General features: G+C 70.1%; 14 protein-coding genes and 1 pseudogene. 4 read left to right on the plus strand and 11 right to left on the minus strand.

Annotation, left to right across the window (positions count from 1 at the left end):
• Positions 1 to 517 precede the first annotated feature (517 nt).
• Positions 518 to 2,170, plus strand: coding sequence for a methyl-accepting chemotaxis protein (locus tag BO996_RS02170; RefSeq protein ID WP_071953894.1), 1,653 nt, complete (start codon positions 518 to 520; stop codon positions 2,168 to 2,170).
• Here BO996_RS02170 and BO996_RS02175 read toward each other — a convergent pair whose 3' ends face one another.
• The 9 genes and pseudogenes from BO996_RS02175 to BO996_RS02220 form a co-directional block, all read right to left on the minus strand.
• Positions 2,171 to 3,169 (minus strand): porin, encoded by a 999-nt coding sequence (locus BO996_RS02175; protein ID WP_012202110.1) that lies wholly within the window; start codon positions 3,167 to 3,169, stop codon positions 2,171 to 2,173. It abuts the gene before it with no gap.
• Between the two features lie 319 nt (positions 3,170 to 3,488).
• Complete coding sequence (locus tag BO996_RS02180; RefSeq protein WP_071953895.1) at positions 3,489 to 4,907, minus strand: Fe-S oxidoreductase; 1,419 nt, start codon at positions 4,905 to 4,907, stop codon at positions 3,489 to 3,491.
• 22 nt (positions 4,908 to 4,929) lie between these two features.
• Complete coding sequence (locus BO996_RS02185; RefSeq protein ID WP_043823294.1) at positions 4,930 to 5,994, minus strand: homocysteine S-methyltransferase family protein; 1,065 nt, start codon at positions 5,992 to 5,994, stop codon at positions 4,930 to 4,932.
• Positions 5,995 to 6,227: 233 nt separating this feature from the next.
• The gene (locus BO996_RS02190) at positions 6,228 to 6,827 is read right to left on the minus strand and encodes a helix-turn-helix domain-containing protein (RefSeq protein ID WP_065344899.1); all 600 of its coding nucleotides are present in this window, start codon (positions 6,825 to 6,827) and stop codon (positions 6,228 to 6,230) included.
• Between the two features lie 161 nt (positions 6,828 to 6,988).
• Positions 6,989 to 8,074 (minus strand): YkvI family membrane protein, encoded by a 1,086-nt coding sequence (locus BO996_RS02200; RefSeq protein WP_012202106.1) that lies wholly within the window; start codon positions 8,072 to 8,074, stop codon positions 6,989 to 6,991.
• 61 nt (positions 8,075 to 8,135) lie between these two features.
• Positions 8,136 to 9,290, minus strand: coding sequence for an NAD(P)/FAD-dependent oxidoreductase (locus tag BO996_RS02205; RefSeq protein ID WP_269667644.1), 1,155 nt, complete (start codon positions 9,288 to 9,290; stop codon positions 8,136 to 8,138).
• Positions 9,291 to 9,441: 151 nt separating this feature from the next.
• Positions 9,442 to 10,875, minus strand: a complete 1,434-nt coding sequence (locus tag BO996_RS02210; RefSeq protein WP_043823460.1) for an efflux transporter outer membrane subunit — start codon at positions 10,873 to 10,875, stop codon at positions 9,442 to 9,444.
• Positions 10,868 to 14,133 (minus strand): annotated as a pseudogene (locus BO996_RS02215) (efflux RND transporter permease subunit). Before BO996_RS02215 ends, BO996_RS02210 begins: the two are co-directional and overlap by 8 nt.
• On the minus strand, positions 14,075 to 15,265 hold the full coding sequence (locus BO996_RS02220; protein WP_232240453.1) for an efflux RND transporter periplasmic adaptor subunit: 1,191 nt from the start codon (positions 15,263 to 15,265) through the stop codon (positions 14,075 to 14,077). Before BO996_RS02220 ends, BO996_RS02215 begins: the two are co-directional and overlap by 59 nt.
• Positions 15,266 to 15,747: 482 nt before the next feature.
• Here BO996_RS02220 and BO996_RS02225 point away from each other — a divergent pair, with 482 nt between their 5' ends.
• From BO996_RS02225 to BO996_RS02235, 3 genes are all read left to right on the plus strand, one after another.
• A complete protein-coding gene (locus tag BO996_RS02225) occupies positions 15,748 to 18,891 on the plus strand; it encodes a hypothetical protein (RefSeq protein ID WP_071953898.1) in 3,144 nt (1,047 codons plus the stop codon).
• Positions 18,892 to 18,922: 31 nt separating this feature from the next.
• Positions 18,923 to 20,650: an SWIM zinc finger family protein gene (locus BO996_RS02230; protein WP_071953899.1), complete on the plus strand. Its 1,728-nt coding sequence runs from the start codon at positions 18,923 to 18,925 to the stop codon at positions 20,648 to 20,650.
• 307 nt (positions 20,651 to 20,957) lie between these two features.
• Positions 20,958 to 22,934, plus strand: coding sequence for a reverse transcriptase family protein (locus BO996_RS02235; RefSeq protein ID WP_071953900.1), 1,977 nt, complete (start codon positions 20,958 to 20,960; stop codon positions 22,932 to 22,934).
• A 20-nt stretch (positions 22,935 to 22,954) separates the two neighbouring features.
• Here BO996_RS02235 and BO996_RS02240 read toward each other — a convergent pair whose 3' ends face one another.
• Both BO996_RS02240 and BO996_RS02245 read right to left on the minus strand, forming a co-directional pair.
• Positions 22,955 to 23,788 (minus strand): helix-turn-helix domain-containing protein, encoded by an 834-nt coding sequence (locus BO996_RS02240; protein WP_013800053.1) that lies wholly within the window; start codon positions 23,786 to 23,788, stop codon positions 22,955 to 22,957.
• A 31-nt stretch (positions 23,789 to 23,819) separates the two neighbouring features.
• A complete protein-coding gene (locus BO996_RS02245) occupies positions 23,820 to 24,203 on the minus strand; it encodes a hypothetical protein (RefSeq protein ID WP_016447388.1) in 384 nt (127 codons plus the stop codon).
• Between the last annotated feature and the right edge of the window lie 47 nt (positions 24,204 to 24,250).

A 24,250-nucleotide genomic window follows, 5' to 3' on the forward strand; every position in this document is an offset into this window, starting at 1 on the left:
ATGGCTTGGCTGCGGGCCTGCAAACGGCTTTTAGGACACGTCCTATCCAAAATCAGATGGCGGGCATCCTCATCCTCAGACGGTGCGGAAATAATTCCCACCACAGATGCAGATAGCCACTTTTTCCCTGTCCGAAGTCCCTAGGACAACTACCCGCAATGCCCGCCCCCAGCGCGCGACAGCCGCCGCCGAACGCCTGGCTGCAGCGGGTATCCGCGTGCCAAACGGTGCAGGCGGACGGTTCGCAATCCTCTGCATCTTCCCCGCTGCTGCGGCATGCCCGCGAAGCGCCCGCCGCAGCGCAGGCGCACGGACAGGGCCTGCGCCATGAGGCCCCGCATCAAGGGCCGCATCTGCCGGACCTCGGGCTGGTTCCCACCCTGAGCGGGCACTGCGGCCCTCGTTTTCTCTTTCGCTGATACCCGTTCCACCTTGCTCTGCACGGCAGGCAAGGTGCGCCCTGCTGCACGCCTTTTTTCCCCTTGCCGTTCAAGGGACACGCCTACAGGACTTCGCCATGCAAGCCTTTCGCAATCTCAAGATCTCCTCCAAGCTGCTGCTGGCCTTCGTGGCCGTCCTGGCGCTGACCACCTTCGTGGGCCTCTATGCCGTGCTGCAGCTCAGCCGGATCAACCAGGCGTCCATCGATATCGCCACGCGCTGGATGCCTTCATCACGCATGTTGCTCGACATCCGCGCCACCACGGCCCGCTACCGCGTCAACGAGCTGCAGTACCTGATATCCACCAGCGAGCAGGACATCGGTGCCTTCGACAGGATCATGGGCGAGCTGTGGAAGAAGACCCAGACCAGCTACGACAACTACGCCAGCTTCATCAGCTCCGCGCCGGAGAAGGCCGCCTACGACGAACTGGGCCGGCTGCGCAACGAGTACGCCAAGGAGCACGCCATGGTCATGGCCCTGGCGCGCAATGACCGCAAGGACGAAGCCCTGGTGCTGGCCCAGGGCGAATCGCTGGAGCTGAGCCGACGCCTGTATGACCAGATCGACCGCATGGTGCAGATCGACCACGAAGGCGGACAGCAGGCCAACGACCATGCCAACGCCCTCTACCGCAGCGCACGCATCTGGGTGGTCGGCCTGCTGGGAGCCAGCATTTTGCTGGGGCTGGCCCTGGCGCTCACGCTGGCGCGCATCGTGGCGCGTCCGCTGAACGAGGCCCTGGGCGTGGCCCAGGCCGTGGCCGAAGGCGACCTGACGCGCCGCATCCAGGCCACCACCACCGACGAAACAGGCCAGCTGCTGCACGCACTGCACCGCATGGACCAGAGCCTCATCCACATCGTCCGGCAGGTGCGCAGTGGCACGGACTCGATCGCCACGGCCTCCAGCCAGATCGCCTCGGGCAACAACGATCTTTCGGTACGCACCGAGCACCAGGCCAGCTCGCTGGAAGAAACCGCTGCCTCCATGGAGCAGCTCACCGTCACGGTGCGTCAGAACACCGACAACGCGCGCCAGGCCAACCAGCTGGCGGCCTCGGCCTCGGCCGTCGCCCAGCAAGGCGGCGAGGTGGTCTCCCAGGTGGTGGACACCATGGGCGCCATCCATGCCTCCTCGCGCAAGATCGCCGACATCATCGGCGTGATCGACGCCATCGCCTTTCAGACCAACATCCTCGCGCTCAACGCGGCCGTGGAAGCGGCCCGCGCGGGCGAGCAGGGCCGGGGCTTTGCCGTCGTTGCGGCCGAAGTGCGCGCCCTGGCGCGGCGCTGCGCCGATGCGGCCAAGGAAATCAAGCTGCTCATCGAGGACTCCAACGGCAAGGTCAGCACCGGCTCTGCCCTGGTCGCTCAGGCCGGGCAGACCATGCAGAACATCGTCAGCAGCGTGCGCAACGTGACCGACATCATGGGAGAGATCACGGCCGCCAGCGTCGAGCAGACGGCGGGCCTGGAGCAGATCAACCAGGCCATCTCGCAGATGGACCAGGTCACCCAGCAGAACGCCGCCCTGGTCGAGGAAGCCGCCGCCGCCGCCCAGTCCCTGCAGGAGCAGGCCTATGGCCTGCAGCAGGCCGTGAGCGTCTTCAAGCTGGAGCAAGGGCTGGAACTCACCGCCCTGCCCGCAACCCCTCAGCCCATGCCGGCTCCAGGCCTGGCCAGGATCACCAGCGCTGCCCAGTCAGGCCGCTGGGAAGCGCATTGATCAGAAGGAATGGGCCATGCCCACGCCGAAAGCGGTGCGCGAGCTCTGGTTCTCGTAGCGCTGGTGTCCCAGGCTGGTGTAGAGCATGGTGCGCTTGGACAGCGCGTACTCGGCGCCCAGCGACAGCATGTTGTTGGTATCGCGGTCCAGGCGCTGGCGTGCATAGCTGGCCTTGAGCGTGGTCGCCCCGATGCCGTAGGTGGCGCCCAGCGAGACCATGCGCGACTTGTCGGGCCCCGTGCCGGGCGTGCCCGACTTGCTGCGGTCATAGGCCAGCATCACCGCTGCCGTGCCGATGCGGTACTTGCCGCCCATGTACAGGTCGGTGTCGCCGCTGCCGTTGCGCTCGTGCGCCAGCATGGCCGCCACCGCGCCCTGGTCGTAGTTGACCGACACCGAGCGCGCACGGCCCTGGCGGCCCGGCGCCTCGGTGCGCTCGGGCGAGGCGCTCAGGTGCAGCGAAAATCCGCCGAACTTGGGCGAGTCGTAGAACACGCCGTTGGACATGCGGCCGTACTCGGGCGAGCCGTTGTTGCTGGCGCGGTCGGTCGGCGTCAGGTAGTGGGCCATGTGCCAGGCCGGCGAGGCGATGCGGTTGAAGTTGCCCCAGGGATCGAACTGCCACTCCTGGCTCCACATGGCGCTGAGCGCGCGGCCCAGGCGCAGATGGCCCCAGCTGCCCTGCAGGCCCACGGTGGACTCGTCATGCCAGAAGGGCTTCTTCGGATAGTCCTCGGTCAGGCCCGTGTCCAGGTCGAAACGCGTGCTCAGCCGGAAGGTGGCCTTCAGGCCTCCGCCCAGGTCCTCGAAACCGGCAATCGCCAGGTTGCTGCGCTGAATCGTGCCCAGCTTGCTGGTCTTGTCGAAATCCCGGAACACGCCAGCGTCGAGATAACCGCTGATGGTGACGTTGGAGCCTGTGGCAGATGACTGGGCAGCCACCGGCAGGGCAGCCGCAACGGCGAGAGAAGCAAGGGTCAAGCGGGAGGTACAACGCATCCTGAACGGGTTCCTGGAAATGAAAGATGGCACAACACCGGCGCGGCCCGGGGGCATGCGCAAACGGCGACGGGGGTTGCCACGACAGAGGTGGCTGGAAGGTGCGCGGCGGGCTGGTGGCTTGCAGCGACTTGGAGGCAGCCAGGATGCAGATCGCAGCATGATCGCTGCACATTCATTGCACATCCCGGCCAAAGACGTCATCCGCGCAGATGGCGAACGACAGCCGGCATTATGAAAGCTGGGGCCGACGATGACCACGCCACCGTCAGGCCCGGTCAGTTTCGTAGCGTGGCGGCCCCGGGCCGGGGCCAGGTCGTCAGCGGCTTCGCTCGGTACGCGACACGTCCCAGAGACGGTTCATCTCGCTGCAAAAAGGCTGGGCGCAGGGTGCGCGGCCCTCGTACTGGCAGCCTTCGGTGGTGCAGAAATGCGACTGGTGCTCGAAGGCGCGGCGCTCGCGCGGCAAGGCGCCCGAGGCCTGGGCCGCCGCCATGTGCAGCCAGGGATCGTTGCGCTGCTGCAGCATCTGCTGCACCTCCTGCGCAAGCGCAGGCGAAAGCGAAGCCACCGAGGCCAGGCCGGCCGGCGACGCCATGGCGCCGCCCGGCTGGCGCAGCGGCTGCAGCTCCAGCAGCAGCAGGGCGCTGGTGCGCAGCGCATCGGCGCCACGCGGCTGCACCACCACGGCCACCGGCCCCGAGGCCAGGGACTGCAGCGAGGCATCCAGCGGCAGGCGCAGGCCCGGCTCCGTGGCCTGCGCGCCCGCCAAGGGCAGCGCGGCGCCCGCAGGCAGGGCCGCCGCCGCCGTGAAAGGGGCCGCACCCGGCGCGGAAGCCGATGCGGCCGCCAGCGCCATGGCCGCGCCCTGCGCCTGGGCCCAGGCCTGGGGCACCTGCAGGCTCAGCGTGAAGCCGCGCTCGCCCTGGGGCGTCAGCAGCGTGCCCTGCTGCACCCACCAGCTTTGCAGCGCGGGCAGGGTCTGGGTGGCACCGCCTGCAACACCTCCAGGCGCGCTGGCACCAGCCTGCGGCGCCAGTCCCGATCCGGCGAGCAGCGCATCCACCACCTTGGCCTTGGCGGCTGCCACGGCCAGCGTCACTGCGGCAGCAGAGGGCTGCAGGGAGGCTGCTGCCTGCAGTGCAGGCGAGGAAGACGCCGCCTGCGGCGCGGCGCCGGCCTGGGCAGAGGCTGATGTCCCCGTCTGCGGACTCTGGGATGGCTGCGCTTGCCCTCCGGCCGGCGCTGTACCTGCCGCTGCACCTGCCGCTGTACCAGCTGTCGTGCCGGCGGCCAGCGCCTGCAGCAAGGCCGCCGAACCCGGCTGGGCTGCCAGCAGTTGCAGGGCCTGGCCCTGCTGGGTACCTACTTGGGCCAGCAAGGCCTCCAGCAGCCGGCCCAGCGCCTCGGACACGCCGCTGGCCGGCCACTGCGGCGCGGGCGCACCGGGGCTGGACTGGACCTGGCGCGCCAGCTGGGCCACCAATTGCTCGAAGGCCTGCAGGCGCAGGCTTTGCAGCATCTCGGGCGACCAGCGCACGGCCGTGGCCGCTGGCGGCGTGACGGGAATGGAGGGTGACGCGGGGGAAGCGGGTGACGCGGGCGAAGCCGGCGCCACCGCACCGGACGGAGCCTGTGGCGCCACCGGCGCGCCAGCGGCCGGGCCGGAGACAGGCGCCGCCACGGGCAGCGGCAGCCCTGCGGCAGGGGACGGGACGGGCGGCAGCGGCGAACTCATGTCAGAGGCTCCGCCCGGGCCATCAGGCCGATTCCGGGTAGAACAGGCGGCGCGTGGGCGTGCTGCCCACGGCCTTGGCGATGGCGCCGATGTGGTCCGGCGTGGTGCCGCAGCAGCCGCCCACGATGTTGACCAGGCCTTCGGACGCGAATTCGTGCACCAGGCGGCTGGTGACTTCGGGCGTTTCGTCAAAGCCCGTGTCGCTCATGGGATTGGGCAGGCCGGCGTTGGGGTAGCAGCTGATGAAGGTCTCGGGCGCGGCCTTGTTCAGTTCCTGGACGTAGGGGCGCATCAGCGCCGCGCCCAGCGCGCAGTTCAGGCCGATGGACAGCGGGTTGGCATGGCGCACGCTGTGCCAGAAGGCCGTCACCGTCTGGCCCGACAGGATGCGGCCCGAGGCATCGGTCACCGTGCCGCTGATCATGATGGGCAGGCATTCGCCGCTTTGCTCGAAGGCCTCGTCCACCGCGAACAGCGCGGCCTTGGCGTTGAGCGTGTCGAAGATGGTCTCGACCAGGATGACGTCGGAGCCGCCCTCGATCAGCGCCAGCGTCTGCTCCAGGTAGGCCTGGCGCAGCTGCTCGAAATTCACGTTGCGCGCGCCCGGATCGTTCACGTCGGGGCTGATGCTGGCCGTCTTGGGCGTGGGGCCCAGGGCGCCGGCCACGTAGCGCGGATGGCCGGGCGTGCTGTACTTGTCGCAGGCCGCGCGGGCCAGCTGGGCGCTCTTGAGATTCATCTCGCGCGCCAGATCGGCCATGTGGTAGTCGTCCTGCGCAATCGTGGTCGCGCCGAAGGTGTTGGTCTCGATCAGGTCGGCGCCGGCGGCCAGGTACTTGTCGTGGATGTCGCGGATCACGTCGGGGCGGGTGAGCGACAGCAGCTCGTTGTTGCCCTTGACGTCATGCGGGAAGTCCTTGAAGCGGTCGCCCACGCTGCCGGGGCCCGTGTAGCCCTGGCCCCGGTACTGGGCCTCTCCCAGCTTGAAGCGCTGGATCATGGTGCCCATGGCGCCGTCAAGAATGACGAGGCGCTTGGCAAGGATGGCGGGAAGCTCTTTGGCGCGGGTGTACTGGGGCAGGCTCATGGGCAGCGATTGTAGGAACTCCGGGGCGGCCGTGCCGGGCACGAGGATTCCCCCAGAAAAACGGCCTGCGCCCCAAACAAGAGGCGCGACCTATGAAACTAGCGCACCCCCACGCCAGAGACACCGAGGAAGGGCCTATGCCGGCCGCGCCGCCCCGCACCGAGGGTGTCGTCCCCCTCCCGCGTAGCGAGAGAGGGGGAAGCGGCGCAGCCGCTCAGGGGGTGCTAACCATTTCAGCTGCAGACAGAGACGACTTGAGCCGGCTGGCGGCTCAGGCTCACATACACATGGCCCACGCCGCTGTCAAAATACGCCGCCTCGTGGCGGCCCAGCTCCACCGATTCGCCGTTCTCGAACAGGATGCGCACCCGGCCCGAGAGCACCATCACGAACTCCTGGCCCGCATGGCGGATGGTCTCCGAGAATTCGCCGGCCTCGCGCGCATTGATCACGGCCACCAGGGGCTGCATCTTCTTGCCCGGGAAGGCGCCGCACAGCACGCTGTAGAGGTACTGGTCGGTCTCGTAGCGCTGCACGTCCTCGAAGCAGTCCTTGACCACGGTGGGCGTGTCGCCGGCCGCCTGCTGGGCGTCCCCGACCATGAACAGCCGTGTCATGTCGATGTCCAGCGCGTTGCCCAGCATGAGCACCTTCTCGTAACTCAGCGCGATCTGGCCGCGCTCGGCCTTGGAGATGGTGGACACGGCCAGGCCGCTGCTTTCGGCCACCTGCTGCAGCGTCAGGCCGCGCTCCTTGCGCGCCTTGCGCAGCTTGGCGCCCACTTCGTGCTTGCCCGCAGGCATGGCGGCGGCCGTGCGGGCGCCCGGCAGCACGGCGGCGAGGACCTGGTCTGGCGTGGGGAGAGTGCTGGACCTGGGGCTGGACCTGGGGCTGGACCTGGGGCTGGACCTGGGGCTGGATCTGGTGCGGGGGCTGGGCATGAAGCGGGCGATCGGGGCTGGCGACCGCCCGATTCTAGGGTCAGGCCCGGCCGTCAGGCGCCGCGCAGGCCGGCCCCGGGCGCCTGCCTGCGGCCCATGCGCAGCCAGCCCACCAGCGCGCAGGCCATGAGGGCGAAGCCGATGTAGCCATAGACCGGGTAGACCATGCCCACCAGCGTGATGAAGCCCGCGAAGCTGCCGCCCAGGGCCAGCACGCCCGCCACGCCCGTGCCCCAGCGAAAACGCGGCGTGCCGGCCGGCAGGATGCGGGCCACGAAGGCATAGAGCATGCCCACGGCCGTGTTGAGAATCATGCCGAAGATGACCAGCGACATCAGGTGCCCCAGCCAGGGCGAGATCTGCGTGGCCAGCGACAGCATGGGCATGGACAGGCCGCCCAGCGTGTCCATGCGCCAGTACATCGCGGCCGCGATCATCAGCATCAGCAGGCCCAGCAGCAGCCCGCCCGCCACGCCGCCCCACAGCGCCACGCGGCGCGAGCTGGCCTGCCCGCCCATGATCACCAGGAAGGGCATGCCCGCCACCACGTTGTAGGAGACGTAGAGCAGCGCGGCCACCAGCCAGTGGCCCGCGCCCCGGGGCTGGGAGGCGGCGGCGGCCTCCAGCGCGGCCATGTCGCCGTGGGGCGTCAGCAGCACGTAGCCGGCGACCACCACGGTCATGAACACCAGCAGCGGCGTGACGGCGCCGATGAAGGCGATCACCCGGCCCACGTCCAGGCAGACGATGAGCACCGTGGCCACGGTGGCCAGCACGCTGCCCCAGACCTCGGGCAGGCCCAGCCACTGGTGCAGCAGCGAGCCTGCGCCCGCCAGCATGACCACCGTGATGGCAAACAGGAAGAAGGTGATCAGCACATCGAACACCATGCCCACATGCCGGCCCAGCAGGGCCTGCACCACCTCCTTGTGCGAGCCGGCCTGCAGGCGCTGGCCCATGGTGGAGAACGCCATGGACAGGAAGACGAAGGCCAGGGCCGCCACCAGGCAGCCCGCCAGGCCGATGGCGCCAAAGCCCGCGAAGAACTGCAATATCTCCTGCCCCGAGGCGAAGCCCGCCCCGACGATGACGCCGACGAAGGCGCCGGCAATCCTGCTCACTTCCTTGAATGCACCCATGCCTGTCTCCTTGGATTGTTGTGTGTTGCGGGGGCTGAAAAGGTGAAAAAGGGATGACGGGTCAGGCCGCGAAGCGCGCCGGACTCAGCCGCAGGGCATCGACGCCCTGCGCCAGCAGCTCGGCGGGCAGCGGCTCGCGCATCAGCAGTGCGGCCGCGGCGGCCGAGGCACCGGCCGCCGTCTGTATGCCGTAGCCGCCCTGCCCGGCCAGCCAGAAAAATCCCTCGCGCTGCGCATCCCAGCCGATCACGAAGTCGTCGTCGGGCGCAAAGCTGCGCAGCCCGGCCCAGACATGGCGCGGCCGGCGTATGCGCAGGCGGGTCAGTGTCTCGATGCGGTCTATGCCCATGGCCACGTCCAGTTCCTCGGCCACCACGTCGTGCGGCGGCACGGGATCGGCATTGGCGGGCGAGCCCAGCAGCTGGCCCGCATCGGGCTTGAAGTAGAAGCTCTCGTCCACGCCGATCACGGCAGGCCAGCCGTGGATGTCCTCGCCCTCGGGTGCGGCAAAGGTGAAGGCCGAGCGGCGCCGGGGCTCGATGCCCAGCGGCCGCGCGCCGCACAGCCGGGCCACGGCATCGGCCCAGGCGCCTGCGGCATTGACCACGGCGCGGGCGCGGACCTGCGACCCGTCCTGCAGCACCAGGGTCCACAGGCCCTGGCCATCACCATCCACCTCACGTTCGGCGCCCGACAGTTCGGCGCCGCAGCGCAGCCGCGCACCGGCACGCGCCATGCCGCGCAGAAAGCCCTGGTGCAGTTCGGCCACGTCGATGTCCATGGCGTCCAGGTCATGCACGGCGCCCACGAGCAGGCTCTCCTGCAGGCAGGGCACCAGGGCGCAGGCCTGGCGCGCGTCGATGCGCTCGGCGCGCAGGCCGTCGCGGCGGTACATGGCCAGGGCCTCGTCCAGCTGGGGTTCCTGGCCGGCCGTTCCTATGTAGAGCACGCTGCGCGGCTGCAGCAGCGCGTGCTCGCAAAAACCTTCGGGCGGCGCGCTGTAGAAGTCACGGCTGGCGCGTGTCAGCGCGCGTATCTGCGCGGTGCCGTAGCTCTCCATGAACATGGCGGCCGAGCGGCCCGTGGCGTGGTATCCGGGCTGCGGCTCGCGTTCCAGCACCACTACCGAGGCGCCGCCCCCGGCCAGCCGCCAGGCCACCGAGGCACCGGCCATGCCGCCACCGATCACCGCGAAATCCAGAACCTGGCTTTCCATCATCCATCGCTCCATTTTTTTCCAATGAGAAAATTATCCGATAAGAAAAAAATGAGGCAAGCCCCTGGTACTCGTGGTTTTCACCGGGTGCGCCGGACAAGAAAAAAGGGACGGCGCCTGGCCGTCCCTTGTGGCAATGCGCGCCGCACGCTCAGGCCGGCGGCAGCTTTCCGTCCCAGCCACCGGCCAGGGCCTGGTACAGCGCCACGGCGGCGCGCAGGCCGCGCGCGCGGCTGTCGGCGGCCGCGTCCTGGGCCGCATACAGGTCGCGCTGCGCATCCAGCACTTCGTACAGGCCCACGCTGCCCAGCTGGTAGCGGCGCTGCGCCAGTTGCTCGGCACGCTGGCGCTGCTCGGCGGCCTGCGCCAGGTGGGCGTCTTCGCTGCGCGTGCGCTGCAGGCGCACCAGGGCGTTCTCCGTGTCCTCCAGCGCCAGCAACACGGTCTGCTGGTACTGGGCCAGCGCAGCCTGGGCGCCGGCCTCGCTGGCCGCGATGCGCGCCCGCACGCGGCCCACGTCGAGAAAGGACCAGTCCACGCCCAGAAACACGCTGCTGCGGGCGCTGGCGCCCTCGAACAGCGCGCCGCCATGCAACGCCGTGCTGCCCAGCAGCCCGCCCAGCGACAGGCGCGGGAACAGGTCGGCCGTGGCCACGCCGATGCGTGCCGTGGCCGCATGCAGCCGTGCCTCGGCCACGGCCACGTCCGGGCGCCGGCGCAGCAGGCCGGCCGGCGTGCCGGGGTCGATGGCCGGCGGCAGCTGCGGCAGGGCGGCAGGCACATCCAGCGCGGCAATCAGCGCCTCGGGCACCTGGCCCGTGAGCACGGCCAGCCGGTGCTGCGCCATGGCGATCTGCGCCTGCAGCGCGGGAATGCGCGAGCGCGTGGCCTCCAGCTGGGCCTGGGCGCGCGCCAGGTCGAACTCGGTGCCGCTGCCGTGCGCCAGGCGCAGCTGCACCAGGCGCAGCGTGTCCTGCTGGTTGGCCGCATTGGCCTGCGCCAAGGCCAGGCGCTGCTGCCAGCCGCGCAGGTCGGCGTAGCTGCCCGCCACCTGGGCCGCAATGGCCACCTGCAGGGCCGCCAGGTCGGCCGCATCGGCGCGCAGGTCGGCATGCCGCGCCTCGATGCTGCGCCGCACGCGGCCGAACACGTCGATCTCCCAGCTCGCGGCCAATCCGGCGGTGTAGCTGCGCTGGCTGCGCGGGCCATAGAAGGCCTCGCTCTCGCTGAGCTTTTGCTGCGTGGCCCGGCCCGACATCGTGACCGTGGGCAACTGGTCGAAGCGGCTTTCGCGCAGCAGCGCCTGGGCACCGTCCAGCCGCGCCAGCGCCACCTGCAGGTCCTGGTTGTCGCCCAGCGCGCGCTCCACCAGCTGCGTCAGTTGCGGGTCCTGGAACTGGCGCCAGAAGGCGGCGTCGGGCTCGGCCTGCGGGGTGGCCGGTGCAGGCTCGGCCCGCGCGAACTGCGCTGCGGCCCGCGGCGCCGCAGGCGCCTTGAAGTCGGGGCCGACCGCGCAGCCGCCCACCAGGGCGGCGGATGCCAGCGCCAGCGCGTGGCGGCTCAGGGACTTGCGTATCTCAGGCATGTGGGGACTCCAGGGAGGCGGGCTGGGCAGGCCCGGTGGAATGCGCAGGCGCATGCCCCGTCAGCGCGCGGCCCGAAAGCCGGCGCAGCGTGACATAGAACACCGGCGTGAGGAACAGGCCGAACAGGGTCACGCCCAGCATTCCCGAGAACACCGTCACGCCCGTGGCCGCGCGCACCTCGCTGCCAGCCCCCCGCCGATGAGCAGGGGCACGGCCCCCGCGATGAAGGCGATCGAGGTCATGACGATGGGGCGCAACCGCAGGCGGCAGGCCTGCAGCGCGGCATCGACGATGCCCACGCCGCGCAGCTCCAGCTCGCGTGCGAATTCCACGATCAGGATGGCGTTCTTGCAGGCCAGCCCCATCAGCACCACCAGCCCCACCTGCACGAAGACGTTGTTGTCCCCTCCGGCCAGCCAGACGCCGAACAGCGCCGCGCAGATGCACACGGGCACGATGAGGATCACGGCCAGCGGCAGCGTCCAGCTTTCGTAGAGCGCGGCCAGCACCAGGAAGACCAGCATCACGGCAATGGCGAAGACCACGGCCGCGGCGTTGCTCTGCTCCACCTGCTGGTAGCTCAGGTCGGTCCAGGCCAGCTCGATGCCGCGCGGCAGCGTGCGCTGCGCGATCTCCTGGAGCTTGGCCAGCACCTCGCCCGAGGACAGCACGCGCGGGTCGGAGTCGCCGATCAGATCGGCCGCCGGGAAGCCGTTGTAGCGCAGCACCGGGTCGGGCCCGAAGCTGGGCACCACGGTGACCATGGAGCCTATGGGCACCATCTCGCCGCGTGCATTGCGCGTGCGCAGACTGGCGATGTCCTCCACGGTCTGGCGGTGGTCAGCGTCGGCCTGCAGCATCACGCGCCAGACGCGGCCGAAGGCGTTGAAGTCGTTGACGTAGACCGATCCCAGGTAGGCCTGCAGCGTCTGGAACAGGTCGGTCAGCGCCACGCCCTGGGCCTTGGCCTTGGTGCGGTCCACCTTGACTTCCAGCTGCGGGATGTTGGACTGGTAGCTGCTGACCGGGTAGGTCATGCCCGGTGTTTTGGCGATCTCGGCCTGGAAGGCCTGCAGCGCCTGCTGCAGCGCCGCGTAGCCCAGGCCCGCGCGGTCCTGCAGGAACAGCGAGTAGCCCGAGCCGTTGCCCAGGCCCTGGATGGGCGGGGGCATCAGCGCATAGGCGAAGCCGCCCTCGATCTGCGAGAACTTCGCGCCCAGCTCGGCATTGATGGCTTCGGCGCTGCGCGTGCGCTCGCCGAAGGGCTTGAGCATGATGTAGGCGCTGGTCAGGTTGGGCGTGGTCGTGGACTGCAGCGCGTTGAAGCCCGCGAAGGCGGCGACCATGTCCACGCCTTCCACGCTTTTGGCGGCATCGACCATCTGGCGCGTGACCGCATCCGTGCGGTTCAGCGAAGCCCCCTCGGGCAGCTTGGCGCCGCCGAACAGGTACAGCTTGTCCTGCAGCGGGATGAAGCCGCCCGGCACGGCCTGGAACAGCACGGCCGTGCCCGCCAGCAGCGCCGCATAGACCGCGAACACCAGGCCCCGGCGGCGCAGCGAATGCCCCACCGAGTTCTGATAGCCATGGGCGCTGCGGTCGAAGAAGCGGTTGAAGGGCCGGAAGAGCCAGCCCAGGCTGCGGTCCAGCCCGCGCGCCAGCGGATCGCGCGGCGCGCCGCGCGGCTGCAGCAGCTTGGCCGCCAGCGCGGGCGACAGCGTCAGCGAGTTGATGGCCGAGATCACCGTGGAGATGGCAATCGTCACGGCGAACTGCTTGTAGAACTGCCCCGTCACGCCGCTGAGAAAGGCCATGGGCACGAAGACCGCGCACAGCACCAGGGCGATGGCGATGATGGGGCCCGAGACCTCCTTCATCGCCAGGTGGGCCGCCTCCAGGGGCGTGTGCCCTTCCTCGATGTAGCGCTCCACGTTCTCCACCACCACGATGGCGTCGTCCACCACGATGCCGATGGCCAGCACCAGGCCGAACAGGGTCAGCGTGTTGATGGAGTAGCCCAGCAGGTACAGCCCCGCGAAGGTGCCGACGATGGACACGGGCACGGCCAGCAGCGGAATGATGGAGGCGCGCCAGGTCTGCAGGAAGACGATGACCACCAGCACCACGAGGATGACGGCCTCGATCAGCGTGCTCTGCACCGCCTTGATGGAGTCGCGCACGAAGACCGTGGGGTCCCAGACCGTCTCGAAGGCCACGCCCTCGGGCAGGTCCTGGGACAGCTTGTCCATGGCCGCGTAGACCTGCTCGGCCACGCCCAGCGCATTGGCGCCCGGCGACAGGAAGATGCCCACGGCCGCCATGTTCTTCTTGTCGCTCCACGAGCGCAGCGTGTAGTCGCTGGCGCCCAGCTCGATGCGCGCCACGTCGGCCAGGCGCACGACCTGGCCGTCCGCACCACCCTTGAGCACGATGCTGCCGAATTCCTCGGGCGTCTTCAGCCGCCCGCGCACGTTGATGGACAGCAGCTTGTCCGCGCTCTGCGGACTGGGCTGCGCGCCCAATTGCCCGGCCGAGACCTGGATGTTCTGCTCGCGGATGGCGGCAATCACCTCGGGCGCCGTGAGCTGGCGCGCGGCCACCTTGTCCGGGTCCAGCCACACGCGCATGGCGTAGTCGCCCGCGCCGTAGATGCCCACATCGCCAATGCCCGGAATGCGTGCCAGCACGTCCTTGATCTTGAGCGTGACGTAGTTGCGCAGGTACAGCGCGTCATGCTGGCCGTCCTGCGACACCAGGCCCACGTACATCAGCGGCGTGGACGACTGCTTTTGCGTAGTCACGCCGAACTGGCGCACCTCCTCGGGCAGACGGCTCTGGGCCTGGCTGACGCGGTTTTGCACGCGCACGGCGGCCGTGTCGGGGTCGACGTCGGGGCGGAAGGTGGAGACCACCTGCAGGCTGCCGTCGGACGCCGCGACCGACTTCATGTACATCAGGCCTTCGACGCCGTTGATGGCCTCCTCCAGCGGCACGGCCACCGACTCGGCGACCTCCTTGGGATTGGCGCCCGGATAGGTGGCGCGCACCACCACGCTGGGCGGCACGACCTCGGGATACTCGCCCACGGGCAGCTGCGGAATCGCGACCAGCCCCACGGCGAACAGGATGATGGAGAGCACGACCGCGAAGATCGGCCGGTCTATGAAGAATTTGGAGAAGTCCATGGTGCTTCCCGGTTCACTGCGCGGCCACGGCCGGCGCCTTGGCCACCGCCGCCTGCCCGTCGCCGGGCGCAGGCTTGGGGCTGATCGGCATGCCGGGGTAGTAGATGCGCTGCAGGCCGCCGACCACGAGGTGGTCGCCCGCCGCCAGCCCCTTGTCCACCACGCGCCGGCCATCGACCATGCGGCCCAGCTCCAGGTCACGGCGCTCGGCCTTGTTGCCCTCGCCCACCACATAGACGTACTTGCGGTCCTGGTCGGTGAGCACGGCCTTGTCGTCGATCAGCAGCGTCTGCCGCTCGCCGCCCACGCCCTGCGCGTCTTGCAGTTGCACGCGCGCGAACAGGCCCGGCGTCAGCATGCGGTCGGGATTGGGCAGGCGGGCGCGCATGCGCACCGTGCCCGTGCCTGCGTTGAGCTGGTTGTCGGTGAAGTCCAGGCTGCCCGCATGCGGAAAGCCTTCGTCGCCGGCCAGCCCCACACGCACGGGCCGCTGCACGCCGGGCCGCCCCTTGGTGTCCTTGGCGGCCTGCTGCTGCCGCAGGAAGCTGTGCTCATCCGCATCGAAGTAGACATACACCGGGTCCTGCGAAACCACGGTGGTCAGCACGCTCTGGTCGGCCTGGGCCAGATTGCCCACGGTGAGCAGGGCGCGGCCCGCGCGGCCGGAGACCGGCGCGCGCACCTCGGTGAAATCCAGGTTGAGCCGGGCTGCCGTCAGCGCGGCCTCGGCGGCGCGCACCTGGGCGGCGCTCTGGGCCAGGGCGCCGGCGCGCGTATCGGCTTCCTCGCGCGAGACGGCATGTTCGGCCACCAGCTGGCGGGCGCGCTGGTCCTGGGTGCGGGCCAGCGCGGCGCCTGCGCGCGTGCGCTCCAGCTCGGCCTCGGCACTGGCCAGGGCGGCGCGGTAGGGCCGCTGGTCGATCACGAACAGCAACTGGCCCTTCCGGACCTCCTGCCCCTCGCTGAAGGCAATGCGCTCGATATAGCCCGACACGCGCGGGCGCAGTTGGACCGACTCCACGGCATCGATGCGGCCGTTGAACTCGTCCCAGACACGCACGCTGGCCGGCACGACCTCGCTCACCAGCACCTCGGGCGCAGGCGGCGGGCCGTCGCTGGCGTGGGCATCGCCCACGGCCTGCGGGCGGCAGCCGGCAAGCAGGGCCAGCGCCGCCAGGGCGCCTCCGAACAGGGCACGCCGCAACGGCGGCGGGGAAGAACGGGCATGGATCGACTCTCCTTGAGGGGGATGGGCAAGGCCCTGCTGCCGGGGCTGCGGCGGGGCCGGAAAAAGGGGCGGGACCGCAGGCTCTGGAGGCCTTCCAGGCGGTTGCTCACAATGGGTTGCATTCTTCAAGTTCAAGTGAACTTGAAGTCAAGATCCGCGCGCAAAGACACCACGAAAATTGAGGACGGTTTGCCGGGGACATTGCTGGCCGGATCGGACAAGCGCAGCGGCAATTGACCAGGAACGACCTGAGAAAACCTGAAAAGACCTGGACAGGCGCGCACAGACGGACACACGCGCGTTGCCGCACCTGCAGGACGCCACCACTACACTGCAAGGCCATCTGACCCAGGGTGGCGGCCAGGCATTGCCAGGAACCGCCAGGTACCGCCAAAAGCCGCCGACTACTGCCGACGAACGCCGACACCCTCCATGGAAAAGCACTGGATGCCTGCCGCATGAATCTGCTTGCTCACGCCACACTGTCCCGGCCACAGGGACGCAACGAACGCATCAGCACCGTGAGGGTGCTGGCCCTGGAGATGCCGGGCGGCGACACCACGGCCACCGCAGCGCGCCATGTCGTGACCTTGCAGGTCACGCAATTGAAGGCCGGCGTCGTCGCGCAGGTCGATGACAGCACGCTCACCCCCTTGCCCCAGGCGCTGGAGCCTGCACGCCAGCGCGCGCTGGCCTACCTGCGCCAGCGCCTGGGCGCGGGCGATGTGCTGCAGTCCCATGAGGGCTTTGCGGAGCTGGATGCTGAAGCAGGCCCGGCGCCCTCCCCCGGCCCGGCCCGGGAACAGGCCACGGTGCCGCCAGGCCTGCCGGAGTCGGCCCTGCAGGCCGGCGCCATTTCCGCCCTGTGCAAACGCCTGGACGGCAGCGCCTGGCGGCTGATGCCCTCGGGCCAGCAGGCCCGGCTGGTGTGGCGGCTGGCCGAGTATGCGGACCCCGCGCGCGGCGGCGCCGCCCAGCGCCTGCTGCATGCCCAGGTTCCACGCCTGGTGGCGCTGCTGGGCACCGGGGACGATCTGCTCGACTACTGCCTGGCCTACCTCATCGGGCGCCTGGGCGATGGCGGCGCGGCAGTGGCCCTGCAGGCGCTCTCGCAACGCGGCACCAGCGAGGCCACGCGCGATCTGGCGCACCAGGCCTGGCTGGCCCTGCTGGCGCCGCAGGAACGCCAGGCGGCGCTGCAGGAGTACCAGGCGCAGTGGGCCGGGATTCCCCCGCAGGAAATCGGCCCGAAAGAGGACGGACCGCAGGCCGAACAGGCCTTCTTCCAGGCCCTTGGGCCACAGGCGCTGCTGGCGGCCGATGCGCTGGGCGCGCACGACGGCGCCGTCCACCAGCAGCTGCTGGCCTGGATGGAGCGCATCCCCTTCACGCGCGCCTGGTGGCCGGCCCTGCGGCGCATCCACAAGCGTGCCGAGTGGCGGCGCGACCACGCCCTGCTGGCCGTGCTGCATGCGCGCTTCGATGGCCCGCGCGACGAGGGTGCCGTCTTCAGCCGCGACACCTCGCTGTACCTGCGCCTGCGCGGCTGGCGCCAGCTGCGGCGCATGGCCTCGGCCGACCACAGCGAAAGCGCCGCCCATGCCGCAGCCCTGCTCCAGGCCATGGACCGCTGCTGCGCGGGCCAGCCTGCCTCGCGCTCCGGCCGCCTGCCCGAATCGCGCTGGCTGCTCGCCGCCCGGCTGCTGCTGCCGCGCTGGCCGCAACTGCATGCCTCGGCCCGCGCCCACACCTGGTACACCGACGAGCCGCTGGACCTGCAGCAGCTGCCCGCGCAGCGCGTGGAAGGGCTTTCGGCCATGTGGGACGCCCACCCCGGGCAACTGCTGCAACTGGTGGGCCGTTCGCAGTCCACGCTGCTGCTGTGGTCGCTCACGCGCGCCCTGCAGGACCAGAAGGCCTTTCTGGACGGCCTCGATGCAGCGGCCACCGCGCCGCTGCTGCAGAAAACCTATGCACCGGCGGCTGCGCTGGGCCTTCAGATCGCGCAGCAGCGCATGGTCTCGCTGACTGACGATGCGGCACGCCGGCCCTGGCTGCTGGCGCTTGCGCAATGCGGCGACGGGCCTGCCGCCAGCTACCTGTGCGCCTGGCTGTCGCGTGACCGCGCAGGCGCTGCGCGCGATACCGAACTGGTGGCCGCCCTGCTGCTGTCACCGGCCGCCAGCTCGCGCACCCAGGGCCTGGCCCTGCTGTTTTATGCCGATGGTGCAGCCGTGGCCCTGGCCTTGCTGGCGGCGCTGCCCACGCTGGACGCAGAAAGCCCCGCGCTGGCCGATATCCGCGATGCCGTGCAGGCGCTGTTCAATGGCAACGGCCCGCTGGCTGCGCAGGCCACCAGCGTCCCGGCCCCGCCGCTGCACCACCTGCTGGCGCATTCGGTGACGGCGCTGGTGGAGATGGCGACCGCCTGGCTGCTGGCACACCCGCAGGGCCTGCGGACCCTGCCCCCGGCGGCGCTGCGCGGGCTGCTGGAATCCGAGGAACCTGCGCGCATGGCCTGCGGCATACGGCTCATGGGCAGCCTGGCCGATGACCTGCTGTGCGAGCAGGCCGCCATGCTGGCCGAATTCGCCGTATCACCGCATGCCGCCTTGCGTGCAGCGGCAGCGCCCCTGGTCGAGCGACTGGCCAGCACTCCCCTCTACAACACGCGCTGCAACGCCCAGATCGCCGAACGCCTGCACGAAGTGCTGTTCCGCGCGGAAAAGGCCGAAGGCGTTCACGACGCGGCGCTGCGGCTGCTCACCGGCCCGCTGGCCGCCGTGGCCCCGGCCCGCGATGCCTCGGGCATCTGGCGCGCCCTGCAGGCGCAGGCCAAGGGCGCACAGCGCTACGGCGCCTGGGGCCTGAAGGCGCTGGACCTGCAGGCCTACACGCTGCGCCAGTGGTCCACGCTGGCCCGGCATGCCGATGCCGACGTGCGCGCCTTGAGCCGCCAGAGCATCGATGCGCAGCTCACACCCATGGACCGGACCCTGCCCGAGCAGGCCGAACAGCTGCTGCCGCTGGCCGACGCCCTGTTTGCCGACACGCAGCAGTACGCACGCGAGATGTTCGGCCAGCGGCTGCCGGACGGCGCCCTGTCGCCGCAGCTGCTGCTCGGCTGGGTCGATCACGCCCAGCCCTGGGTGCAGGCTCTGGGCCGCCAGCGGCTCGCGCAGCACATGAGCGCGCCCGAGGCCAGCCTCTTCCTCACGCGTCTGGCCCAGCACCCCGCCACCAGCGTGCAGCTGTTCGTCACGCAATGGCTGCTCGCCCTGCCCGACGAGCCCGCACCGCAGCGCGCGGCGCGCCTGCAGGAGCTGCAGCCCTACTTCCTGGCCGTGCTCAGCCAGGTGCACCGCGCGCGCGCCAGCAAGACGCGCGTGCTGCATTTCCTGCGCAGCCAGGTGCAGGCGCCCGAGACCGCCGCCGTGGTGGCGGCCATCTTTGCGCGGCAGGTGGTCAGCGCCAGCCATGCCGACCAGCCCGACTATGTGGCCGGGCTGCGCGACATCGTGCAGCGCCATCCCCAGCTGGCGCAAAGCTTCATGCAGCCCCTGGCGGCGGAGCGGCGCGGCCAGGCCCCGTCTTCAACCTGAGCGCCGCAACAAGGCACGGAGTCGATCGGACATGGAATTTCGCTATCAGTACTACGGCAGCACGCAGGTCAACGACACGGCGGCCGAGCAGGCCTTCTCCTTCGCGCCCGACCTGCTGCGCCCACCCACGCGCTTCGACGGCCTGCTCCGGCGCGACGGCCCGGCCTACCTGCAGGTGCGCGAAGGGCTGTCCGCGCTGCACAGCGTGGTGGTCAGCGACCTGCGCACGCGCGGCCGCGACAAGACGGCCTACCGCGAATGGCTGCAGGAGCACGAAGCGCAAATGCTGGCCACCTTCATGGCCGACACCGGCGGCGCCCAGGCGCGCGCCAAGGAAATCAGCGCCGAACTCAAGAACCTGCGCGAGACCCGCAACCAGGTGCTCTCGCCCTTCTACAAGGCCCAGCGCAAGTACTTCGACTGGCTGTTCGTGGCCAACCGCGATGCCTGGTATGTGCTGGACCCCGTGATCACCGTGCACCCGGACCGGCTGCTGTTCGAGGCCTTCAGCCAGGACGAATCGAGCTACTGCGCGGTCAGCATCCGGCACGAGGCCTTCGAGCATGCGGGCGAGCGCATCTGCGGCACGACCAACATCGACTACTCGGCCAGCCTCTACGAAGAATTCCAGAAGATCCGCAACTACCGGGACACGCGGCTGACGCTGGACCCGGCGGGCTTTGCCGTGCAGGTGGGCGGCGACCCCGCGCTGCGCGAGGAAAAGATCGACCTGCCCGACAGCTGGCTGCGCGGCTTCGTGCAGGTCTCCAGCGCCATGGCCCTGCCTGCCACCGTGCTGGAGCTGCACCCCATGGACCTGTTCAACATCTGCGCGCGGCTGCGTGCCCGGCGCGAGCGCCATGGCCCGCGCGCGCTGCGCTTCGAGCTGGTGCCGGGACAGCCGCCCACCGTGGTGTTCGAGCCCTGGGAGGAGCGCCTGGCCACCCGGCGCTCGCACGTCGTCAGCGATGCCATGGGCACGGGCGGCGGCACCATCCGCCTGTGGGGGCGCCGCCGCCTGCTCACGCTGGAGCGGCTGATCTCCCAGGCCACGCGCGTGCGCGTGCACCTGCTGGGCAGCGGCATGCCCAGCTTCTGGGTGATCGAGCTGGGCCTGGTCACGGTCACGCTGGGCCTGTCGGGCTGGAGCGCCAACGACTGGGCCGCCAGCGCACGCTTTCACCTGATGGCGCCGCAGGCCGAGGTCACGCCCGCCCAGGTCGAGGCCGTGGGCCGGCAACTGCAGTCGTGCTGGCAGGCCGGCGCGCAGGAACTGGCCCAGGCCACGGGCCTGTCCACGGCCCAGGTGCACACGGCCATGACACGCTGGATGCAGGCCGGGCGCGCGGTCTACGACCTGGACGCCGGGCGCTACGCATGGCGCGAGCTGCTGCGCGAGCCGCTGACGGCGCAGCAATTGCAGCCCGCCAACCCCGAGGAGGACAAGGCGCTGGCCCTGGTGCGCGGCAAGGCCATTGCCCCGCCGCGCATCGACCGCAAGGATGGGTTCAGCCGCATCACCGGCCAGATCCCGCGCGCCGACGGCAAGCGCCTGTTCGACACCCAGCTCGAACTCGATGCCGACGAGCGCCTGACCGATGCGCGCTGCAGCTGCAACCACTACCAGCAGTACCGGCTGCGCCAGGGGCCCTGCGAGCACATGATTGCGCTGCGCCTGGTGGCGCAGCCCCAGCTCGATGCCGCCCGCCAGCCGACCGGCCCGCAGATGAAGGCCGCAGGACAAGGAGAAATCGCGTGAACCGCTTCAATTGCTCTACACTGCCACGCGGAGCGACGCGCAGGCTCTTGCAATCCGGGTGGTGTTTCGCCACCCTTGTGAACTGCCGCTTCATGCACCACGGGCGCCGTTTTCACTGTGCCACCCCAGCGACGGTATGCGTTTTCCTGAGTGGCTTGCCACAAGCGAAACACGCATACCGTCGCGGGGTGGCGTCGAGCGAACAGCTCCCGTCCCGTGAGCCCTGCGGGCTCTTCGACGAGAAGCGCGTCGCTCCATTTCTTTGCCCGCCGCACAGCGGCCGGGCCCGCCTTGCCGGGGTGGCCGCATGAGCCAGCCGCAACCCACACGCGCCGAGATCTACGAGCGCATCAAGGCCTCCAGCAAACAGGAAGTCATCCTCGACGAGATGCAGCGCCTGGGCTTCTGGCCCAAGGACGAGGGACAGCCGCAGCTGGCCGCCGCCCACATCCAGCGCGAAGGCGAGCTGCAGCGCGAGCTGGCCGAGCTGCGCCAGCAGATCGCCGTGCGCCAGAACCCCCAGCGCGCACTGCGCCAGATGCGCAAGGAGCGCATGCAAAAGGCGCTGGCCCAGCGCGAGGAAACCAAACGTCGCCAGGCCCAGGAGCGCCACGACAAGGCGCTGGCCTGGCATGCCAAGCGGGCCACGCACGTGGGCTATCTGGGCCCCGGCGTCTCCGCTGCCCTGCAGGGGCCGCAGGCCGGTGAGGCACCGCCTGCTGCCGGGGAACGCCGGCAGGCCGACCCGCAAAGGCTGGCCCGGCATGGCCTGCCGGAACTTGCCGATGCGGCGCAACTGGCCGATGCCATGGGCATCACCGTGGCCGAGCTGCGCTTCCTGGGCTTTCACCGCGAGGTGGCCCGCACCCACCACTACCACTCGTTCACCCTGCCCAAGAAGACCGGCGGCGAGCGGCTGATCTCCGCGCCCATGCCTCGCCTCAAGCGCGCGCAGTACTGGGTGCTGGACAACATCCTCGCCAAGGTGCCCGCGCACGATGCCGCCCACGGCTTCCTGGCCGGCCGCTCCATCGTGAGCAATGCCGCGCCGCATGCGGGCCACGACGTGGTCATCAACCTGGATGTGAAGGACTTCTTTCCCAGCATTGCCTTCGGCCGCATCAAGGGAGTATTCCGTCATCTGGGCTATGGCGAGGCCATGGCCACCCTCCTGGCCCTGCTGTGCAGCGAAAACCGCGCCCAGGCCTGGCAGGTGGATGGCGAGAAGCTCTTCGTCGGCGGCAAGGCGCGCGAGCGCGTGCTGCCCCAGGGCGCGCCCACCAGCCCCATGCTCACCAACCTGCTGTGCCGCCGCCTGGACCGGCGCCTGCTGGGCCTGGCCAGGCAGCTGGGCTTTGTGTACACGCGCTATGCGGACGACCTGACCTTCTCCGCCTCGGGCGAGGCCGCGCGCGACAACGTGGGCCGGCTGCTGGGCCGCGTGCGCTGGATACTGCGCGACGAAGGCTTCACGCCCCACCCCGACAAGGAGCGCGTGATGCGCAAGGGCCGCCGCCAGGAGGTCACGGGGCTGGTGGTGAACGCGGACAAGCCCGGCGTATCGCGCGAGACGCGCAGGCGCCTGCGCGCCGCCCTGCACCGCGCCACGCAGGCCAGCGCCGGCAAGCCGGCGCACTGGCAGGGGCAGGCAGCCCAGCCCTCGCAATTGCTGGGACTGGCGCAGTTCGTGTACCAGGTCGACCCCGTGCAGGGCGGCCCGCTGCTGGGCCAGGCCCGCCAGCTCACACGCAGCCCCATCGACCGCGCCAACGATGCCCTGCTGCAAGCCAGCCGGCAGGACCGCGCGGCGGCGCGTGCACAGCCGCCCGCAAGCGCACAGTTCCGGCGTCTGGCCGCCAGCGGGCAGGCGCCTGCGCTGGCCAGCGGCAAGACGTGGTGGCAGCCGGCCGAGCCGGCGGCACCCGTGATCGAGAAGACCGACCAGCAGCGGCGCGAACAGCGGCTGCAGGAGCGCGAGGCCGCACGCACCCAGGCAGCTGCGGCCGCTCGGCCGGCCGTGAACACGCCGCAGCAGCAGCCCGCACAGGCGCCGAGCCCCGACGCCCAGGCACCCGGCCCATCGCCGATGCCCGGCCTGCTGACCTACTGGGCGCAGATCGTGATCTGCTTCTTGCTGGGCACGGTGTTCCAGGCGCGCCTGATCACGCTGATCGGCATCGTGCTGGTCCTGCTCCTGCGCTACCGGCGCATACGGCGCTGGGATGTCTTTGCCGCTGCGATGGTGGTGGCCGTGCTGCTGGGCCTGGGGCTGCGGCTGTCGTGATGTTCACGGGGCCGCAGGCCTCAGAGGCCTGCGCCGCCGCCCGCCAAGGGTGCGCTGCGCAGCGCCAGGAAGCGGCGCGGCGAGGTGCCCACCGCCTTGCGGAACATGGTCACGAAGGCGGGTGCGCTCTCGTAGCCCAGGGCATCTGCCACGGTCTGTATGCGCAGTCCCTCGGACAGCTTTTGCAGTGCGGTGAGCACATGCAGCTGGCGGCGCCACTGGTTGACCGTAAGCCCGGTCTCGGCCAGGAACAGCCGCGTCATGCTGCGCTCGCTCATGCCGATGCGCTGGGCCCAGTCGGCCAGCCGTGCCTGCAGTTGCGGCTGCTCGCACAGGGCGTTGGTCATGCGGCGCAGGCGCCGGTCGTGCGGCAGGGGCAGGTGCAGTCCTTCGGGCTGTGCCGCCTGGATCTCGTCGAGCAGCACCTGCATGAGCCGGCCATCGCCGCTGTCGGGCTCGTAGTCCTGCGGCAGGCCCTGCACGCGGTCCAGCAGCGCACTGAGAAAGGGCGAGACGGCCAGCGCATGGCAGGGTCCGGGCACGGGGCGTACGGCCCCTGCCTCGACAAAGACCACGTAGCCGCTGGCCGCACCGCTGCAGCTGACGCGGTGCAGCGTGCCGCCCGGAATCCAGGCGGCGCTGCGCGGCGGCACCACGCAGACGCCCGCATCGGTCTCCAGCGTGATCAGCCCCGCATGGGTGACCATGAGCTGGCTCTTGCGGTGGGCATGGAAGTTCATCCCCCAGTCGCCGGGGCCCGACCGCATGGGCAGGACGATCACGGGACGGTCCACATGATCGGGGTCCCATCTCTCGGGCAGGACTTTGAGCAGGGCGGAATCCACGGCATTCATGGTGTTTCTCTCAGTTCATGTCAATCGGTCATCAATCGGACCCGAGCAGCTCCCGTGCACGCTGCTGCGCCTCCTCGGGGGAGGCCACCAACAGCATGGGATAGCCCCAGGCCTTGCCGAACATCTGTGCGAAGGCCTCGGCCTCGGCGCGCTTGTGCGCATCGGGCTCGGCGTGGACCAGGGCGCGCACCAGGCTTTTGAGCTCGGGGCGGCGGGCCTTCATCCACAGCACGACCTGCTTGCGCTCCTCAGGTGAGCGCTCCTCCTGGGACATGTCGCCGTCGCTGAAGAAGACAAAGGCCTGGCCGCGGGCCAGCAGGGCCGAGAAATCCTCCAGCAAGCGGTCCACGGGCACGGCCTTGTCGCGCTCGTAGCCCATGCGGACCAGGGGAAAGCTGCTGCTGTCGATGTACATGGAAACCTCCGGCCGATGCCATTCAATACAAATGAGACCCATTACTG

It is taken from the genome of Delftia sp. HK171 (assembly GCF_001886655.1).
GTDB classification, from domain to species: domain Bacteria; phylum Pseudomonadota; class Gammaproteobacteria; order Burkholderiales; family Burkholderiaceae_C; genus Comamonas; species Comamonas acidovorans.

What these genes read in the sequence shown, in the direction of transcription:
- BO996_RS02170 (WP_071953894.1), top strand. Translation starts at nt 518, where the DNA reads ATGCAAGCCTTTCGCAATCTCAAGATCTCCTCCAAGCTGCTGCTGGCC.
- BO996_RS02175 (WP_012202110.1), bottom strand. Translation starts at nt 3,169, where the DNA reads ATGCGTTGTACCTCCCGCTTGACCCTTGCTTCTCTCGCCGTTGCGGCT.
- BO996_RS02180 (WP_071953895.1), bottom strand. Translation starts at nt 4,907, where the DNA reads ATGAGTTCGCCGCTGCCGCCCGTCCCGTCCCCTGCCGCAGGGCTGCCG.
- BO996_RS02185 (WP_043823294.1), bottom strand. Translation starts at nt 5,994, where the DNA reads ATGAGCCTGCCCCAGTACACCCGCGCCAAAGAGCTTCCCGCCATCCTT.
- BO996_RS02200 (WP_012202106.1), bottom strand. Translation starts at nt 8,074, where the DNA reads ATGGGTGCATTCAAGGAAGTGAGCAGGATTGCCGGCGCCTTCGTCGGC.
- BO996_RS02205 (WP_269667644.1), bottom strand. Translation starts at nt 9,290, where the DNA reads ATGGAAAGCCAGGTTCTGGATTTCGCGGTGATCGGTGGCGGCATGGCC.
- BO996_RS02210 (WP_043823460.1), bottom strand. Translation starts at nt 10,875, where the DNA reads ATGCCTGAGATACGCAAGTCCCTGAGCCGCCACGCGCTGGCGCTGGCA.
- BO996_RS02225 (WP_071953898.1), top strand. Translation starts at nt 15,748, where the DNA reads ATGAATCTGCTTGCTCACGCCACACTGTCCCGGCCACAGGGACGCAAC.
- BO996_RS02230 (WP_071953899.1), top strand. Translation starts at nt 18,923, where the DNA reads ATGGAATTTCGCTATCAGTACTACGGCAGCACGCAGGTCAACGACACG.
- BO996_RS02235 (WP_071953900.1), top strand. Translation starts at nt 20,958, where the DNA reads ATGAGCCAGCCGCAACCCACACGCGCCGAGATCTACGAGCGCATCAAG.
- BO996_RS02240 (WP_013800053.1), bottom strand. Translation starts at nt 23,788, where the DNA reads ATGAATGCCGTGGATTCCGCCCTGCTCAAAGTCCTGCCCGAGAGATGG.
- BO996_RS02245 (WP_016447388.1), bottom strand. Translation starts at nt 24,203, where the DNA reads ATGTACATCGACAGCAGCAGCTTTCCCCTGGTCCGCATGGGCTACGAG.